This window comes from Dysgonomonas reticulitermitis (assembly GCF_054601275.1).
The window spans coordinates 43991-64150 of record NZ_BAAHWU010000002.1 but is presented as its reverse complement, the minus strand read 5'-3'; the positions used below and the strand labels follow the sequence as shown (position 1 = coordinate 64150).

The window sequence follows — 20160 nt, the reverse complement described above, 5'->3', positions numbered from 1 at the left end:
TTACCTTTGTGTCTCAAAAATATGATATGACTAAAATTTCTACTGTTCTTTTCGATTTTGATGGAGTTATTGCCGATACCGAACCTCAATATGACATTTATATAGAAGAATTAGGCGAGAAGTATAATCTTGGTATAGAGAATTTTGCTACGTTGGTAAAAGGTACTACCACTCCTGATATCTTGAAAAAGTATTTTTCGCATTTATCTCATGATGAGCGATTGAAGATAGAGCGGGATATGGACGGTTTTGAACAGGAGATGGATTTCCCTTTGGTCGCTGGTGTGATGGAATATATCAATTATTTGAAAGAGAATAACTACAAAGTAGGTTTGGTAACAAGCTCACAGGAATTAAAAATGAAAAGGGCTTTAAAGCTGCTGGATTTATCGGAGACCTTCGATACTATTGTTACGGCTGCTCGCATCATTGATGGAAAGCCAAACCCAATGTGTTATCTGTTAGCAGCAAAAGACCTGAACTCTGCGCCGGACGAATGTATCGTGTTTGAGGACTCGTTTCATGGTATTCAGGCGGGTAAGTCTGCGGGAATGCGGGTTGTCGGTTTATCAACTACAATAGATAAAAAAGATTTAGTAGAAAAGGTTAATCATGTTATACCCGACTTTTCGGACATACAGCAAGTCATTGATTTTCTTGCATAAGTCCCGATAACCCTTTGTAAAGAAATTTATTGAAGTCTTGTTCAAAGTTGGCTGTAAATATGTCTTGACCTAATTGGGCCTGTATTTCTTCAATCTCCCAGAATTTACCATCTGCCAATTCTTCTGTGTTTAAGACAAAATTGCCATTATATATTGTATAAAAGCAATAACTCAATTCCCGTTCCCTGTCAGTTTCGATAACATATTGTGTTATATATTCCGGCTCGATTCCTACAAGGCTGAGTTCTTCTAATGCTTCGCGCATGGCTGCTGCTTCGGGAGTCTCGTTTAAGTTGATGTGTCCTGCCACCGAAGAGTCCCATCTATTAGGCTGGACATCCTTTGTCGCAGATCGTTTTTGAAGGAATAATTCGCCTTTACTGTTGAATATATGTAGATGAATCACTGGGTGTAGCAGCTTGGAGCCATCGTGACAAACACTTCGAGGCGCTTGTCCGATAACATATCCTGTTTCATCTACTAATGGAAAGATTTCTTCTTGTATCATATATTGCTTTTGAACAAAATATTTTCAGATCGCCCGTTTTTGTATATCATAGCATCGTTTTTAATACCCTTTCGCAAAGATTCTTTCTGCTCGTCGGGCAAAGATACTATATCCTTACAGGTTTCACAGCAGCAGCCATTCATTTTTTCCGCAACCGCATCAAAATTTTGACCCCTACTGGAATAAACAGTCATCAGTAAACAGTAGTTAGTCGTCAGTAGTTAGTTAGCAGTCAACAGTCGACAACTTGTACCTCGTATCTCGTCTACTCGTAACTTTTTAACTAAAAAGTAACAAACCTCCACAGTGAACAGTTATCAGTCAACAATTAGTTACAAGTTATCGTCGCTTCGCGCCATTTGCTAATTTGCTAATTTTCAAATTCGCTAATTCGCTTATTTTCAAATTATCACTGTATCTATAGATAAAACCAGCTAGCGGATTGAGAGTTGGAAAGCAAAAAGTAGCAGCGAACAAACCGAAGTCAAAAGCAAGTAAACCTCTTAAAAGTCGAAAATAAATAAAATGTCGAAATTGTACCATATTTATAGCGAAATTATGAAAGTCCTTATCCGAATCAATTTCTATATTTGTACTAAACCTATTTATGCATACATTATGAAAAGCACAATTAAATTAAAAGTTCTGTCATTACTAATAATAATTTCTTCATATCTATCGATTCATTCCCAGAACAAAGGCGATGAACAAGGGATGGATTTAGGAAAACTAGACTTATATCAAGACACTTTGGCTGTCAAAGATGCTCTGACCGGATGGTGGAAAGAAAGTATGAAAAACAACCACGAACGAATGTCATGGTTCAACGATGCTAAGTTCGGCTGTTTTATCCATTGGGGGGTATATTCCGTCCCTGCCGGTATTTGGAAAGGCAGAAAAATCGGAGGCTATACAGAACATCTGATGCGACAAGCCAGAATTCCTTTAGAAACATATAAGCGGGAGTTAGTATATCCCTTTAACCCATCCGAATTCGATGCCGATGAATGGGTACAAAATGCTGTAAATGCCGGAATGAAATACTTCATCATTACGGCAAAACATCATGATGGTTTTGCCCTCTACCCTTCTGATGCATATCCATATGACATTCGAATGTCTCAGTTCAAACGCGACCCTATGAAAGAACTGCGCGATGCTGCCCGCAAACACGGAATAAAGTTTGGATTCTACTATTCCCATGCATTCGACTGGGAACATCCCGATGCACCCGGAAATGACTGGGATTATGATAATCCCGGAGGTGACAAACTGTTGCATGGAGCTAACTGGTGGCTTAACTTTCCGGAGTTTCTGCCTCATGCAAAAAAATATGTCTCTGAAAAATCAATTCCTCAAATTATAGAACTTATAAAAAAATATAATCCCGACATTTTATGGTTCGACACGCCACACAAATTGCCTCTATATGAAAATATACGGATATTGCAAGCAATCCGGGAAAACGACAATGAGACAAAAATCGTAGTTAACGGACGTTTAGCACGATACTCTATTACGCAATATGGAGACTACAAGAGTACAGCAGACAGAGCGGCATTCTTCCCTCCTGAAGAAGGATATTGGGAATCGATACCAACCACCAATGAATCATATGGGTATAGCAAAGTAGATTTTTCTCATAAACCGGTAAGTTATTTTGTTCGTTTATTAGCCAGTGCCACGGCCAAAGGCGGCAATATATTAATGAACGTGGGTCCTATGGGTAACGGTAAATGGGATGATACAGATGTAAAGATATTTCAGGGCGTAGGTAACTGGTTGAAAGTATACGGAAAAGCTATTTATGGAAATGAAAAAACAGATTTACCAATACAACAATGGGGTGTAACAACCAAAAAAGAGGACACTTTATATCTGCATATATTTCACTGGCCAAAAGACGGGAATCTTGTAGTTGGAGGGTTAACCTCCGATATAGAAAAAGGATGGATAGTATCGGATAACCGGGCAAAGACACTAAATATAAAAAGAATCGATTCTAAAGACTTATCTATAAAACTACCGTCAATAGCTCCTGACACCACTAGTACAGTGATTGCCTTGAAAGTAAAAAAAGAAAATAAACCATACCCTATCAGGCTATTAACGCCTGATTGCGAAAACACACTGTTAGTATTCGACAGTCAAAGAATAGGAGAAGGCCTAGGATTTGGAGATGGAAAATACAGTAGGAACTATGTAGCAGGATGGAAAAATAACGACCAATACATGCAGTGGGATCTGAGAATCTCTCGATCTACCGAATTTGATATTTATATTGACTATAATACCGAATCGGCTAAAGATTCCGGCATTGTAACCATTCAAATAGCAGATAATTTATACAATGTGAATTATACTCCATTGAGTGGATGGGGTAAGATAAATACAATTCATGCCGGTAAAATAAAATTGAGGAAAGGAGAATTTAAGGGTACATTAAAAGGAATAGAATATGAAGGAACACAATATATGCGTCCTATAGCTATCCGGTTAGTACCGATAAATAGTAAATAAAACTTCTATATCCACAGTACATAAAATATTATTACTCAGAAATATACAGTTAAAATAATGAATTACAAGCCGATACTTAAAGTATCGGCTTTTTTCTTATCCTCTCATAATGTTAAATGAAAACCATATTTAGTTAAAATATATTTTAATCAAAATATTTAATCATTTAATTAATTTATATTTGTCGCATAATTTCCAAAGTATGCAAAAAGATCAAACAACAGAAGAGAAAATAAAGCTTGCAGCCAAAAAGCTTTTCCATGAAAAAGGTTACGGACAGACCAAGACAAGAGATATAGCTGAAGCGGCGGGTATTAACACTGCCCTGCTAAATTATTATTTCAGAAGTAAAGAAAATCTTTTTAACATTATAATGCTCGAAAGTCTTCAGGATATGTTCTTTTTTATACGAGACTTAGCAAATGAGAAAAATTCAAATTTAGAAGCAAAGATAGAAGCTATAGTAAACCGGTATATCGAAATTTTCAGGGAAGAGCCCAATTTACCTCTATTTGTATTAAGCGAAATTCAGGCTGATCCGGAAAGGCTGATGCAAAAAAGTAAGATTCCTAAAAATATTTTAACTGACAGTTATTTTTTCAAGCAAATAGATGAACAAATAAAAAAATCGGGAGTAAATATTACCCCTATACATGTATTCTTAAATATCATATCTCTGACTATACTGCCCGTCGTCGCGCGCCCCATTATATCCTATATGTATGATATGAATACAACTGATACCAAATATTTTATAGAAGAAAGACGACAACTTATTCCCTTGTGGATAAAAACAATGCTCAAACTTGATAAATAAATATGAAGTTTATGAAAAAGAATATCCTTTTAATTACACTTCTGCTGATTTGCAGCACAGCTTATACTCAAGCCATCTTAACTTTGGATGGATGTCATCAAAAAGCAATGGATAATTATCCTCTGATTAAACAATACGGGCTAATATCCCTCACGGAACAATACTCGTTGGAAAATATTTCAAAAAAATATCTCCCTCAGTTCTCTTTGAACGGACAGGCTACATATCAATCGGATGTAACAAAAATCCCTATCGATCTGTCATCACTACCTATACCAAACGCCGAAATACCCACGATGAAGAAAGATCAGTATAAAGCAACCGTAGATGCTACACAACTAATCTGGGACGGAGGTACGATCAATGCCCTGAAACAAGTAACCAAAGCCAATACTGATGTGGAAAAACAAAAAATAGAGGTCGGCATATATTCTATTAAAGAAAAAGTAAATCAACTATATTTTGGCATATTGGTAATAGATGAGCAACTAAAGATACTCGACCTGACAGAAGCCACAATGAAAGCAAACAAAGATATAGCCCGGTCTATGTTCAATAATGGAGTAGCTATGCAATCCGATCTGGATCAAATTGATGTAGAGTTGCTAAACATAGGCCAAAACCGAACTGAACAGTTAAGCATGAGGCAAGCATATTTAAGCATGTTGGGACTATTCATTCATCAGGAACTGGATAATAAAACCATCTTACAACAACCGGCCGGTAATATTGCATATGGGAATATTACACGCCCCGAATTGTCCTTGTATCAGTCGCAACGGCTACTTCTCGACAAACAAGAGAGTTCGATAACAGCTAAAAATTTGCCTCAGATAGGTCTATTTGCTCAAGGGGGATATGGACGCCCGGGATTGAATATGCTGGACACCAAATTCAAACTCTTCGCTATCGGAGGCGTTAAGTTGAGCTGGAATTTCGGTAACTTGTATACCAAAAGCAATGAACGGAAGCTTATTGCCAATAATAAAAACAGTATCGATGTACAGCAAGATGTTTTTCTGTTCAACACAAATGTACAATTAACCCAACAACAGTCTGAAATTCAAAAGACACAGAAACTGCTGGCCAAAGACAATGAAATTATCCAATTGAGGAATCGTATCAGAAAAACAAGTGAAAGCAAATATAAAAACGGAGTATATCAAACCAATGAGCTTATCCGTGATATAAATGCCGAAAACCAGGCAATGCAAGCTAAAGCGCTTCATAATATACAATATCTGATAAGTATCTATAATTATAAATATATTCAAGGAAACTAATATGAAACGAAGCATGATTTTTGTCAAATCACCAAAGTCCATGATAATAAAAATCATGTGAGTTCCATATGGCAATTAAAAACAAAATTATTTACTTATGAAATATACAATACTGATAGCAGTACTAATACTTGTTTGCTCGTCTTGCGACCGCAACAAATTCAATCATGATGCATCGGGAACATTCGAAGCTACTGAGATTATCGTTTCAGCCGAAGTATCCGGCAAAATAGAGCAATTCGATGTAACTGAAGGTGATGAGCTAACAAAAGGCCAGTATCTGGGATACGTGGACACAACCCAATTGTATCTGAAAAAACTACAATTGCAGACTACGTCCAAAGCCGTAACTGTAAGGCGTCCGGATGTGTCCGTTCAGGTAGCAAGTACTAAAGAACAGATATCAAAGGCCGAAACCGAAAAGCGTCGTGTGGAAAATCTCTTGAAAGACGGTGCCGCTACACAAAAGCAACTGGATGATGTCAACTCTCAGCTGGCTGTGCTTCAACGATCTTTAGCTGCGCAATTAAACTCTCTAAGCACATCTGTAAACAGCCTGAATGAGGAAAGCAGCGCCTATGAAATACAAGTAGCCCAAATAGAAGACCAGTTGTCTAAAAGCCGTATCATCAATCCTGTCGCCGGAGTCGTATTAAGCAAGTATGCGGAAGCAAAGGAAATGGCCTCACAGGGCAGACCTTTATATAAGCTAGCCGATACCAAGAATATGTTTTTGCGTGCCTACATTGTTTCCACACAACTGGAAAGTATCAAAATCGGGCGAGAGGTAACCGTTTTTATCAATTCGGCTGATGATACTCAAAAACCCTATAAAGGAATTGTTTCGTGGATATCCGATAAAGCGGAATTTACACCTAAAACCATACAGACACAAGATGAACGGCAGAATCTGGTATATGCAGTGAAAATTACAGTGGAAAATACTGATGGATTGATAAAAATAGGCATGTACGGCGATGTGGATTTCAAATAATGAGCCAATGTGCCAATTTGAAAATTAGCAAATTAGCAAAGCGACAAAAGCTAATGGCTAAAATAACTTGTAACTATTATAAAAATGAAAACAACTATATCCATCAATAATATATCCAAAACTTACACAGGCAAACAACCTGTTCATGCATTGGATAATATAAACCTGCGAATAGAAAAAGGTGAATTATTCGGGCTGATAGGTCCCGACGGAGCCGGAAAAACATCCCTTTTCAGAATATTGACCACTTTATTGCTTGCCGACATGGGAACAGCTACTGTCGATTCTACCGACGTAGTGGATGGTTTTCGTGAAATACGCGACAAAATAGGTTATATGCCCGGACGCTTTTCCCTTTATCAGGATATGACAATAGAGGAAAATCTTAACTTTTTCGCAGATGTTTTCAATACCTCTGTCGAGGCTAACTATAATCTTATAAAAGATATATATATACAGATAGAACCTTTCAAGAAGCGGCGCGCAGGCAAGCTATCGGGAGGAATGAAGCAAAAGCTGGCTTTGTGTTGCGCCTTGATCCATAAACCGGATGTTCTATTTCTGGATGAACCGACAACCGGGGTAGACCCTGTATCACGCAAGGAATTCTGGGATATGCTGAAGAAGCTGAAAGAGCAAGATATAACAATAATGGTATCCACTCCGTATATGGACGAGGCCGGTATGTGCGACCGCATAGCGCTGATACAAACAGGCAAAATATTATCTGTAGACACACCTCGACAAATAGTCGCCAACTATCCGCATAAGTTGTATGCAGCCAAGTCAAAGAATAATTATCATCTATTGGAACAATTGAAAAGTCAACGAAACATCAACCTATGCTATATATCGGGTGAATATCTGCATGTTATTTTCAACGGGGATGATATCAACATAGATTTCCCTGACTATGAACTGAAAGAGATAGAACCGACTATAGAGGACTGTTTTATACAACTGATGAGCCATGAAAGTAATTGAAGCAAAAAACTTAACAAAAAAGTTCGGTAGTTTCAAAGCCGTTGACAGCATCTCTTTCGAGGTAGAACAAGGTGAAATATTCGGTTTCCTCGGAGCTAATGGCGCCGGAAAAACTACAGCTATGCGGATGCTATGCGGATTATTGAGCCCGACATCAGGCGAAGGAAGTGTAGCAGGATATGATATATACAAAGAGGCTGACAATATAAAAAAGAACATCGGCTATATGAGTCAGAAATTTTCCCTTTATGAAGACTTGACAACACGGGAGAACCTGCGGCTTTTCGGCGGAATATACGGGATGAGTGATAAAGAGATTAAAAATAAAACCGAAGTCGTAGTCAATGATTTGAATCTCAAAACCGAACAGAATGCTTTAGTTAGTTCTTTACCTTTAGGAATAAAACAAAAAGTCTCGTTTGCCGTATCTACTTTCCACTCTCCTAAGATAGTGTTTCTGGACGAACCTACCGGAGGTGTAGATCCAATGGCGCGGCGAACTTTCTGGGAAATGATATATAAGGCCTCGGACGAAGGTATTACTTCTTTTGTGACAACGCATTACATGGATGAATCAGAATATTGCAATCGTCTTTCTATTATGGTAGACGGACAAATACGGGCATTGGGTTCCCCTTCCGGACTAAAAACAGAGTTTAAAGCAGAATCGATGGATGAGGTATTTCAAGCCTTGGCAAGAGATACAAAAAGAAACGGAGAATGAAACAACTCATCAGCTTTATAAAAAAGGAAGTTTATCATATTACGCGTGATCCGCTGACATTGATAATCATGTTAGTACTTCCGGTTGTCTTACTGATGATATTGGGTTTTGCCGTATCAACAGAGATAAAGAATACGCCATTTGCCATATTGGACGAATCGAAATCGGCAGAATCCCATAAGTTGATAGAAAAAATCAGTAATAATAAATACTTTAGTTTGACCGGTTATTTGAATAGTGCAGATGAAATAGAAAAAACATTTCAGAAAGGGAGCTGCAAAATGGTCATCATCATTCCTTCACAATTCAGCAACGATTTATTGCATACAAATAATACAGATATACAACTGATGGTAGATGCATCGGATCCGAATGAGGCCTCTACCCTGGTTAGCTATTTCCAAATGGTCATGATGCAATATCAACAAGAAATATCTAAAGGAATGCAAAATGCCCAATTTATTAATGCAGAAGTAAAAATGCTATATAATCCACAGATGAAGAGCGCTTATAACTTTGTACCGGGCTTAATCGGATTGATCATGATGATTATTTGTGCAATGATGACATCCATATCCGTTGTCAGGGAGAAAGAATTAGGAACAATGGAAATTCTGCTGGTATCGCCTCTCAAACCGACCACTATTATTCTGGCCAAAGCTGTGCCTTATCTTATCATTTCCATTCTGAATGTCATATCCATCCTTCTTATGTCATACTTCATCCTCGATGTGCCTATAGCAGGTAATGTATTCCTGATTATGCTGTTAAGCATTATATTTACTTTTTCGGCACTTGCTTTGGGTTTACTCATTTCGTCGGTAACGCAAACCCAGCAAGCGGCAATGATTGGTTCGGCAATAGGGCTCATGTTACCGTCAATGTTATTGTCCGGATTAATATTCCCTATTGAAGGAATGCCTGCCATACTCAGGGGCATATCGTATATTATCCCTGCCCGATGGTTCATCGAAGCACTTCGGGACGTAATGATAAAAGGATTAGGATTCAGCGCCATTTGGGTGCAATTTTCAGTATTATCGGTTATGACTATTATTTTGCTGACTGTAAGTATCAGGAAATTTAAAAACAGATTATGAGAAGATTAAAATATTTACTGCAAAAAGAGTTTTTACAGATAATCAGAAATAAAGTTCTGCTGCGAATGATTATTGCTATGCCGGTAATACAACTTCTTATTCTGCCATGGGCTGCTACATTCGAGCAACGCAATATTTCTTTGAGTGTTGTCGATAATGATAAAAGTTCCTATTCTCGTAATTTACTGGAAAAAACTACTTCTTCCGGATTTTTCCAATTGACCGATTATTCAGCTTCATATAACAAAGCTATAGATGCAATAGAACAAAACAAAGCGGACCTGATCCTCGAAATTCCTCAAAATTTTGAAAAAGATTTTGTAAATCGACAACCACCCACCCTTATGTTATCCATCAATGCTGTAAACGGGCAGAAAGCCGGTCTGGGGCTTTCTTATATTACACAGATTATAAACGATTATAATTCGGAAATTCAAAATACTGAAATATCAGGCGGAATAAGTATAAAACCGTACTACAGATATAATACGACAATGAACTACCGTAACTTTATGGTTCCCGGAATATTAGTTATTCTGGTAACTCTGATGGGTGGAATGCTTTCTTCAATGAATATTGTACGTGAAAAGGAGGTAGGTACTATGGAACAAATAAACGTAACTCCAATTCCCAAGTTCATTTTCATTTTAGGTAAATTGATTCCATTTTGGGTTATAGGGCTGTTACTTCTGACGGTAGGGATGATAGTAGCCTGGTTGATATATGGTTTAATTCCCCTCGGGCATATGATCAATATTTATATATTTGCTTTTTTCTATTTGCTGGCTTTCACAGGCTTTGGACTGATGATATCCAACTTTGCCGGCACACAGCAACAAGCTATGTTTATGATATTTTTCTTCCTTATTATATTTATTCTTCTTAGTGGTCTGTTCACCCCTATTAGCAGCATGCCTAAATGGGCACAAATAGTTACATTCTTTAATCCATTACGTTATTTTGTAGAGATTATTCGTATGATATATATGAAAGGAAGCGGATTTACAGATATATTACCAAATCTTGCCAAGATCATAGGTTTTGTAGTTGCTTTCAACATCTTTGCCATACTTAGTTATAAAAAAACAACGAGTTAATTCTTTTTTAAATTAAAAAGCCCCTAATCTTCAATTAGGAGCTAACATATAAAACCTAGTAGAATTTCAATAACTTATTTACAATAGAAAATAAACCACTATGGATTGGAAATCCATAGTGGTTTAGTTCACCTGATTTGATAAATTCGTTCAGCCGTTCCTTTGTCAGTACCAGGGCCATCAGGTTCTGTTCAATCGAATCCTCGTAAGACACAAAATGCACCTGTGTCCGGTCTCTGGAATCGAGCCGGATAAAGCGGAAGTAAAACTGTTCCATCTTCGGGATATTCCATTGCAGGGATTCGAGTATCACATCGTTGCAGGTCGGGATATTCGCCGAACTCTTCAGCGATTGCTGCGTACAGATAAGGATGCCGTTCAAAGTATCCTCAAATTCGGTAATAATATTTTGCCGTTTTTTGAATGTGACATCACCCTTGATGATAAATACGGGCCTGCCGGGAAATTGTCCGGATATATACTGCCCGTACATATCCAAAGCGGCCAAAGTAGTACATCCGACAGTAACCTTGCCGGGTATCGCCTTTATCATATTCCGGATATACCTTGTTTTGTTCGGATACGGGTCGCCGAAGTAGCCGTCTATCAGGTTGGGAACGGAACAGGCTTTAATCAATAGTTTTATTTGCCTCATCAGGCGCAATCCGGCTTCCTTTTTTGTGTCTCCGGTACTGTTATAGTATAATTCGCATATCCGGCAGAATTCCTCGACAATGACGTGGTAGACCTCCCGTTCACCATCGGTCGGGGTTACGGAATGGGTTTTTACCTCATATTTCTCCCCGGCAAAGTCCTTGAACTTGCGGGTAATAATTGTTTTTCCGATCAGCTTGAACAGTTCCTCCTTATTGTAAATATCCTGGTTCTGTTTCTCAATACCGAATACACTGGCCTTGCCCGGACAGAAGCAAGCCTTGAACAGGTTATGTCCCTGGTATGCAGGAAAGGGTTCGCCGTAACAGTCATTGACCTTTCTTACAATATCCCCGCCTTTATCCTGGTGATAGATCCTGTCGCACCAACACATCATATTGATGGAGTTGTTATACAGCAGCTCAAACTGGCTGTATAACTCGGTGATGTGGTTCCGGGTGGTGGTTCCCGTATCGAGTATTTTGTAATTCAACCTTCGGAATATACTCAGCGCCGCTTTGGTCCGTTGTGATACCGGATTGGTGATCTCATCCGATTCGTCGAATATCAGGCAAAGTTTTTTGGAATTCTGCTTTATAAACCGGCTCAAATCCCGTTTCAGCTTACCGAGCATGGATATACTGACCACAAGGAAAACTCCTTCGGGGATGTTCCTGAAGTCCTTATAGCTCCGCAAGGTATAATACCGCTCCCTGTTCACTTTCAAAAATGTTTCCCATGTGAGATTGGTTGCTATTGCCGGGGCCAGCACGATCGCATTCCTTACTTTCCGGTATTTGAGCAGGTATTTCGCATAATGGTATACTGCCGCCGTTTTACCCGAACCCTGCTGCCAGTTCAACAGGGAGTATCTTTTTTGAAGGATCAGGTTCAGGTCATGTTTCTGTAAATTAGTAAACCGGCAAACCTCCCGTTCCTTATTGATAAACCTCGCGTTATCCAGATAGTGTTGAATTTCGGGATCGGTATCCATTTCAGAGAATATACGGCTCTGAATCTCATATTCCCGTTGCTTTTTACGAATCAGCTTTTTTGCGGCTTTTATCTGCTTTCTTATTCATTATATAGTAGATTTAGAAATAACAATTCTATATATTTGTAAAATGTTATCCGATGGGGAATGCAAACGATAGCAAACCTCAGTCAGAAGAACTGTTACTAAATCATTACCTCTCTAAATTTTGCTCTCCGTAATCCATTGATAAAGAGTGATAAAATTCAACAGAGCTGCTATTTGAAAGAAATTACAACGATATGCGGAATTGATAAGCCTGTCACCTGCCACGTTGCCAGACATAGAATTCAGTCTTTCATTCTGATAACAAGCAAGCTATAGAAAATATTTTCTTGATAAGTAACGATTTAGAAACGAGCTATCATTATTCGCTGATTGGCTTCGTTTTCAACAATATATTAAGAGCGACTTAATAGATACAAAGATACGCAATTATCCCCATATTGCCAATATTCTTATACTAATGGAATTTTCCCCCTACTATTGAGGAATATATTCTTTTATTTCCCCCTTCAATAATTTTCCTTACAATAGATATTATATAGAATAAAGATTTATGGATTTCATAAACAATAAATTAACCACAGAGTTTACGGAGTTATGGTTCACGGTGTATCACGGTGTAACTCCGTGATATTTAACTCGGTGCAACTCTGTGGTTAAAAAATCAACTATGTATAAACACCTGTAAATAAATAGAATAATCTTTTATTAAATATAAACTCTAATATATACAAGGGAAAACAGGGACATATAAGCAGTCCCTCTTTTTATCTTTACATTTTCATACATGGCAATCACTTCGGGCAATAATTTGACACCTTTTGCGTAGTCCGTTTTCTTTCCCGCTTATTTGAGCCACAGGCTGCCCTCTTCATCCGTAAACAGCAAAGGTTACTAATCCAAAATATGTCAAATATAAGAATAAGGACATCTGTCAGATTGTTTGCTTTGCTATTAAACATGGAAATAGACAGAATACTCAAAATAAGGAATTGTATTTATGAAATAAGGCGCAAGCCCTGCAACAACGAAGTTTTCTCAATTAAACAGCTTATTGATATTGGCTTCAAATGACGCTAACTTATCCACTTCCCCGGCAATCCATACTACATCGTTTTCATGAAATACAAAGCCCGCGCTGAAATTCGTTATGGATTCATTTCCCCGGTCTATCCCTATAACCATGCATTCGGTTTGCTCCCTGACACTTAGCCGGGCGATACTTTTATCTATCATTACCGACCCTTCCCCGACAGGATATTGGGAAAGGCTGATATGATGCTGTACGGCATCGCTCATTGCCGGTTCTCCATTATTCCGGTTCTCGACCGATTCTACAAACCTCATTATTTCGTCGTCCGATCCGCAAATAATAATCCTGTCGTACGGATACAGGCATGCTTTGCCGTCAGGAATATTTATTCTCCTGTTTCCCCGTATGATCGTGATAATATTGACGCCCGTGGTTTGCCGGTAATTGAGTTCGGACAAGGTCTTGCCTACGCTTGGCGAACCGGGCGACACTTCAATTTCTTCGATATGTATATTTTTGGATAACAGCCCTTTTGCTACCGCGGATGATATTGCCGCGTTTTTTTCCTTACTGTTGAAGTTGTCGATAAACCTTTTCTCTATCCTGCGTGACTGGATTTTCACCCCTTTTATGAAAACGATAGCGGCAAGGTAAACGATAGCAATGATTATTGCCGTTATGGATGAAGACGGGAACAGTATATGCAATTCGAATATGACGGCAAAAAAACACAAGGCCACACGGAATATGATGAGGATAACCAGGGCCACACGGTTCGTAAACTGTTTGTTCCACAATTTCCGAAACTCATCCGACCTGTTTTTCTTCATTATTATAGCACGTAGTAACGGGGCCATGCATGTCAGCGTTAACGCGGCAGCCAGAACTTTACCCCAAACACCCGGAATATGTTCTATAATGAACGGGTTTATAAACAGTTTGAACAGTTGTATGACGGCTATGCTTATCATCAGGTACACGGCGACAAATGTGAAAACTTTTTTCAGAAGGGCACTCCATGCTTTTTCCTCTGTAACTGTATTGTAAGCCGATGATGCATAGCCTTCTATCAGCCTTTCCCATTTAGGCGGTATCCGTTTTATTATCCAGTCGGCAAAAGGATCTGACATTTTCAGCATGTATGGAGATATGAAAGTCGTAATAACCGCTACCGCTACAATAATAGGATAAAGCGCTTTGCTTATCACTCCCAGACTTGTACCCAATGTAGCGATAATGAACGAAAATTCTCCGACCAGAGCCAGGCTGCACGCGGCTTTGACAGCAACCTTCAATCCTTGTCCCGACAATAAAATACCGATTGTGGAGAACAGGGGGCGTCCGATAAGGATCACACAGGTAAACAGCGCTATATACACCCCGTATTCCGCTATTACCTTAACCTCGATCATCATACCGACCGATACGAAAAAGATAGCCCCGAACAGATTCTTCAGAGGCAGCATCATATGTTCTATATGCTTGCCTTCCAATGTTTCGGATAAAATGGACCCCATGATAAATGCGCCTAATGCGGCCGAAAACCCAACGTATGTGGCAAACAATACCATTCCTAAGCATAAACCGACCGATATGATAAGCAAAGTCTCGTCATTGAGGTGTTTTTTCAATTTCTTCAGGAATGTAGGGATAAGGTATATACCGCCCACAAACCATATAACAATAAAAAAAGTGAGTTTAAAGATTTCGTATATCAGCTGAGTCCCTTCGAAGTGTTTGCTTACTGCTACCGTACTCAGCAAGACGAGCATTAAGATGGCGGCAAGGTCTTCTACGATGAGCATGCCGAAGGCAATACCCGCAAACCTTGTTTTCTGTAAGGACATATCGTTGAATGTCTTAATAACAATAGTCGTAGAAGACATGGACAGCATACCTCCCAGAAAAAGGCTGTCCATATGCGACCAGCCCAACAGCTTGCCGATGGTATAGCCGACAGTTACCATACAGGCCATGTTGAATAATGTTGCAATGGATGCCGTCCCCCCTACATCCATCAATTTCTTGAAACTGAATTCAAGCCCCAGCGCAAACAGGAAAAAAATAATTCCGATCTCCGACCATGTATGTACACTTTCCAGGTCAGTTATAGATGGAAAGAATGTTATATGGGGGCTGATGAGAAGCCCGGCAATGATATATCCCAATACGACAGGCTGTTTGAGCCATTTACATATAATAGTGGCTATCCCTGTAGTGATAAGGATAAGAGCAAGATCGTTCACAAATCGTGGTAAGTGTTCCATTGTTGTAATTATTTAGTTTATGTTATGCCGCACTTCGCAACCTAAACCTGTCATTTTCAGTTTCAAAAAGAATACAAATGTACCGATAAAAATGAAGTCCATTGCAAACTGGAATCCAACATCAAAAATATATACAGAATTTGAAATTCCGGCAAACTTTTGCTGTGATTTTTCAGGAAAATTATCAAAAGAAAAGACTAACTCTCTTCCAGTTAAATAGTATTTTTAGCAGCTAATAAAAAAGATGATCAGAAAAGATGTCTGAGAATATCCTTGAAAGAAACCTGTGAAAATTAGCACAGCCCCATTGCAGCGTTTAAACTTTCAATAATCCTCATTTCCTCATTATGTCCATCGGTTGATAATCTAAGCAATGGAAGCCTGATAATTTCTAAAATATGATTTTTCTTGTTATCTCTTTCCTGTTGCAGCTCATTGTCATGGAATGACATACCATCCACCTCAATAGCTAAAATAGGAGTCTTGTCTATTTTGTTGTACAACAAAAAATCGATTCTTGAATTATTCTTTATGAACCGGATTTCATCTTCAGTGAATGATTCAAAATTCCGGACTAGGTCTCTAAGCCGGTATTCTCTAACCATATCAATGGATGAGAATTGAGCATTGTTTTTCAATATCTTTTCATTCAATAGCTTATCAATAATAATCTCTGCGGCAGATCCTTTTATATTTTTGTTTGATGAAAGAAACGAAATAAAGACTTTGTTGTATTCTTTGTATAGAAGGTCAAAAACGGAACAGATGCTACCTTTAACAATTGTTTCATCCGGATCGGTGGTATAACATATATAGCGTATCATATCACCAATATTTGTTCCGTGAGGAAGCTCCATCGATTCAGGTTTTACCACAATAAATTCGTTAACAGCTCTTGATACGGCAACATTTATAAGATTAGGATTATCAATAAACTCCCCTATCTTGCTTCTGACCGTATTGAATATAATCACATCTTTCTCACGCCCCTGAAATTTATGTATGGTGTCGGCTTCCGCACCATCCGGCAGTTGCTTTTGCAGCATATCGGCATGCTTTCTATAGGGAGCGACAACTCCGACTTTCGTATAGTCCGCTGAATAGTTTTCCCGAATATAGAAATCCGTTTCATCTATCTGTCTTTGATTGTAATTATCTCTCCCTCCTGATATGCTTGTCTCAATGATTCTGAACGGATGATTATTCCCGTTAGTCATAACAACCAAATTGTTATTGTAGTACTTCTTATTACAAAATCCAATAATAGTAGGATGGCATCTGTAATGTTCTTTTAGCAGAACTGACTTTACTTTATGCCCATACAAGCTTTTCAGAGAGTTCAGAATATTCTGTTTGACATAATCATATGCAGGAGAAATGTTGTACTCAATTAGAAATTGTTCCGCTGCTTCTTGACTTTGTTTATCTACAATATGAGTTAGTTGCATGCTATCTCCGACAACAACCACATTTCGACAACACGAAAAACATACGGCAGACTTTATAATATCTACCTGAGAAGATTCATCTATAATCAGATAGTCGAAAAGATACCCTTTGGGGATACTTGTGTGAAGCGACAGCGTAGAACTCAGGATTACCGGATAACGCCTTGTAAAATCATCAAACTGCTTACGATAATCTTCAACATTAAACGTTGATTTTCCTAAACGGTTATATTTTTTAAATAATACACCATTGAATATCTCTTTAGATGTTTCGATAAAATGCTTAAGATTAGCCTTTTCATTATTATAAGTTAACCAATTTTCAATGTCCGAGATTTCGTTTTCTATTTTTGCTATGTATAATTCATAGAATTTGTGATTTGCATAAACGGGGAATTCTTCACTATACTGGCTAATACTATTCAGATCAAATAAGCCATATTGTAAAACAAACCGCAACTTGTTTATGATTGACAGCTTGTTCTTAATATCAACGAACGATAGTAAATCTTTCAACTTCAACGTCTTGCTAAAATTCCACTTACGATGGAACTTCTTATCGAGTATGGATTTTATGTTTGGCTCGAGTGGCTGTTCTGCTTCTATATGGCTAAATTCTATCTCGGCATCCGATAATTCCGTTTTTAAGGTGGCTAATTTATTCCGGTACTGAAAGCACTTCGTTAATGTGGAATCTAATTCCTGAATCTCATGCTTTATTCTTTTTAATCGCTCTTCCGAAATCTTAAAATCCGGATTGATTGTTTGCTCTTCAATATTGTCGAAGAATGAAGCCTTATTTTCGTTATTACCAAGTGATGCGACAACCATTCCATAGCCATATTTCTCTAACTTCTCCCGCACATTGAATACTGCAGAGTTGTTGTTCGAAACAATTGCTACCGTTTTATTCTGTACTATTAGATTGGCTATTATATTCAGGATTGTTTGTGTTTTGCCTGTTCCTGGGGGACCTTCTATGATACTTATGCTATTTCTTAGCGTAGTTTCAACTGCCAGTTTCTGGCTTTCATTGCATCCGAAAGGGTAGATAAGGGTTTCTTTAGAAGTGCTAATCGCAGGGTTAGTTCCATCAATATAGTTAGATAGTGCCGACCTTGATTCGAATACATCTATACCCTCAAGAGCCTTGAGCAATATTTCGGAGCTTATTTGATTTGGATTTTTATTTTCTGTTTCTTCTGCTGGAATGTCAAACGATACTCCTCCTGATTTTTTCAATATATCTTTAAAATAATCGATAATTGATTCCGCTTGAGCTGTGTTCTTTTTTATATCACAGATTTCAATATCAGCATTATTTTCAATTGGATAAGAACAGTTGTCGCCATCCCGAAAAATCAAATAACGACCATAATTGTCTACTGTATTATACGTCTTATTTAGTTTGCTATTTTCATATATGCGAACATCTTTTCGTGTTGAAATAAGCGGATAGTATTGTACTTTATCATCTCCGTAATTATAGCTTCTTCCATTATTAAATGTAATACGATATCCATTGTCGGTACGAACAACAGTTGAAACATCGCTTTTGTATTCGAACTTCAGTGATGTTTTATTTTTTAAGTATACTATGAACGGGAGCTTCATCAGTCTCTCTTATTATGCTACTACATATCATCCATAGATAAACCCCTTAATTCAACATCATATTTCGCAAGTTCCTTTTTTATTGAACCGACTTTCACCTGAAGCAAATTCTTATCGATTTTCTTCGGATTACGTTTTACTTCTGCGACAATAGCTGTTTTGTCCAAATCATTCAGAGCGATCAAATCTATTTCATTTTCACCTTTACTATCCCAGTAGCTACCGATAGCGGTTATCCTTTCCTCTTCCGCTATTTTTGCCCGAAAATATTTTTCCAAAATGGAACCACTGTACTGCTCATAGTTCTTATCAATATATTCACGAAGCAATTCGTATTTTCCCATTTCAATCAACGACTGGTTTGGAAAAATGAAACGGAACCAGAAACACAGATAATTATCATTTAGACTCCAACGGTTTTTCCGACTTTCCGGTTTTGAGAACATGGGTTTGTTTTTTGTAATAAGGGAGTATTCCTTCTCTAAATTTACCAGATAAGCCCCTGTGTTTTTCTCTATAATGGAATCTATTTCACTTTGGGTAGTTTTTCCGGAAGCAATTAATTGCAGGATAGAAAAGTAGGTTCCATACTCTTTTCCGAACTCGGAAATAAGTAATTCTTTGCCCTCTCCAATAAAAGGAGAATCAGGGCGTGTAGCCATATCCAGTATTTTATCCTTGGTTACAGCTCCGGCCTCCATCAGCAGGTCAATGTATTTGGGAACTCCACCTGTCAGCATGTAGAGACATAAAAGATCTTCCGATGTATATTCAGGGTTATAATCGTTCAGGATTTCTTTTATTACGCTAACAGTGAAAGGTTGCAATGTTATTTTTGAGGTAAGCCTACCGAATAACGGCTCTTTCCTATTCTCAAAAATCTTCATCATCATTGAATAAATAGAACCGGAAGCAATAAAGTTGATTTTAGTTTTGTCTTTATATTGATCCCAAAGATTTTGAACGTCACTAAATATAGATGGATTCACATTGTCAAATTCCTGAAATTCATCAATAATAAGTGTATAATGTTCTTTTGTGGCAAAAATCAATAACTGCTCAAAAAGGTCTTTAAACCGGGTGATTGTACCGAAAATTTGTAATCCTAGTACATCTGCCGCATTTTTTTGAAATTGCTCGCAAAGAAGTGGTTCGCTTTTGCGTGAAACAAACAAATAAAGATATTTCTGCCCTTTTACAGATTCCAGTAAAAGGGAGGTCTTACCAATACGGCGGCGGCCAACCATAACTGTAAAGCAAGAATTTTTCTTCGATTGCTCCAATGTACGGGCTAATATCTCTAACTCCTTTATCCTGTTATAAAATTTCATACTTTATATTATTTAATGTACATTATCTTAATGGTAATTACAAAATTAAAACAATTTATTTAATTCGACTCAATTGCCTTGA

Annotated in this window: 13 protein-coding genes and 1 pseudogene; 9 read left to right on the top strand and 5 right to left on the bottom strand. The window is 37.9% G+C overall.

What is annotated here, in order from left to right; translation table 11 throughout:
• Positions 1-26: 26 nt before the first annotated feature.
• On the top strand, positions 27-665 hold the full coding sequence (locus ACYPZI_RS01375; RefSeq protein WP_459597869.1) for an HAD family hydrolase: 639 nt from the start codon (positions 27-29) through the stop codon (positions 663-665).
• Here ACYPZI_RS01375 and ACYPZI_RS01370 read toward each other — a convergent pair.
• Positions 646-1173 (bottom strand): NUDIX hydrolase, encoded by a 528-nt coding sequence (locus tag ACYPZI_RS01370; RefSeq protein ID WP_459597867.1) that lies wholly within the window; start codon positions 1171-1173, stop codon positions 646-648. The genes ACYPZI_RS01375 and ACYPZI_RS01370 overlap by 20 nt on opposite strands.
• Positions 1174-1791: 618 nt before the next feature.
• Between ACYPZI_RS01370 and ACYPZI_RS01365 the strand changes: the two genes are divergently transcribed.
• The 8 genes from ACYPZI_RS01365 to ACYPZI_RS01330 all read left to right on the top strand — a co-directional run bounded on the left by ACYPZI_RS01365 (position 1792) and on the right by ACYPZI_RS01330 (position 10692).
• Positions 1792-3693, top strand: coding sequence for an alpha-L-fucosidase (locus ACYPZI_RS01365; RefSeq protein ID WP_459597865.1), 1902 nt, complete (start codon positions 1792-1794; stop codon positions 3691-3693).
• A 202-nt stretch (positions 3694-3895) separates the two neighbouring features.
• Complete coding sequence (locus tag ACYPZI_RS01360; RefSeq protein WP_459597863.1) at positions 3896-4510, top strand: TetR/AcrR family transcriptional regulator; 615 nt, start codon at positions 3896-3898, stop codon at positions 4508-4510.
• Positions 4511-4521: 11 nt separating this feature from the next.
• Positions 4522-5793: a TolC family protein gene (locus ACYPZI_RS01355; protein ID WP_459597861.1), complete on the top strand. Its 1272-nt coding sequence runs from the start codon at positions 4522-4524 to the stop codon at positions 5791-5793.
• A 97-nt stretch (positions 5794-5890) separates the two neighbouring features.
• On the top strand, positions 5891-6787 hold the full coding sequence (locus ACYPZI_RS01350; protein WP_459597859.1) for an HlyD family secretion protein: 897 nt from the start codon (positions 5891-5893) through the stop codon (positions 6785-6787).
• Between the two features lie 84 nt (positions 6788-6871).
• Positions 6872-7771, top strand: a complete 900-nt coding sequence (locus tag ACYPZI_RS01345) for an ABC transporter ATP-binding protein (RefSeq protein WP_459597857.1) — start codon at positions 6872-6874, stop codon at positions 7769-7771.
• Complete coding sequence (locus ACYPZI_RS01340; protein WP_459597855.1) at positions 7758-8495, top strand: ABC transporter ATP-binding protein; 738 nt, start codon at positions 7758-7760, stop codon at positions 8493-8495. The genes ACYPZI_RS01345 and ACYPZI_RS01340 overlap by 14 nt, the downstream gene beginning before the upstream one ends.
• Entirely contained in the window at positions 8492-9595 is a 1104-nt protein-coding gene (locus ACYPZI_RS01335) for an ABC transporter permease (protein ID WP_459597853.1), read from the top strand. Before ACYPZI_RS01340 ends, ACYPZI_RS01335 begins: the two co-directional genes overlap by 4 nt.
• The gene (locus ACYPZI_RS01330) at positions 9592-10692 is read left to right on the top strand and encodes an ABC transporter permease (RefSeq protein WP_459597851.1); all 1101 of its coding nucleotides are present in this window, start codon (positions 9592-9594) and stop codon (positions 10690-10692) included. Before ACYPZI_RS01335 ends, ACYPZI_RS01330 begins: the two co-directional genes overlap by 4 nt.
• 55 nt (positions 10693-10747) lie before the next feature.
• Here the strand turns inward: ACYPZI_RS01330 and ACYPZI_RS01325 are convergent.
• From ACYPZI_RS01325 to ACYPZI_RS01310, 4 genes and pseudogenes are all read right to left on the bottom strand, one after another.
• A pseudogene (locus tag ACYPZI_RS01325) lies at positions 10748-12418 on the bottom strand (helicase-related protein); the annotation flags it as partial.
• A gap of 1005 nt (positions 12419-13423) precedes the next feature.
• A complete protein-coding gene (locus ACYPZI_RS01320; protein WP_459597849.1) occupies positions 13424-15685 on the bottom strand; it encodes a cation:proton antiporter domain-containing protein in 2262 nt (753 codons plus the stop codon).
• A gap of 293 nt (positions 15686-15978) precedes the next feature.
• Positions 15979-18747: an AAA domain-containing protein gene (locus ACYPZI_RS01315; RefSeq protein ID WP_459597848.1), complete on the bottom strand. Its 2769-nt coding sequence runs from the start codon at positions 18745-18747 to the stop codon at positions 15979-15981.
• Positions 18748-18767: 20 nt separating this feature from the next.
• Positions 18768-20078, bottom strand: a complete 1311-nt coding sequence (locus ACYPZI_RS01310; RefSeq protein ID WP_459597846.1) for an ATP-binding protein — start codon at positions 20076-20078, stop codon at positions 18768-18770.
• Positions 20079-20160 lie beyond the last annotated feature (82 nt).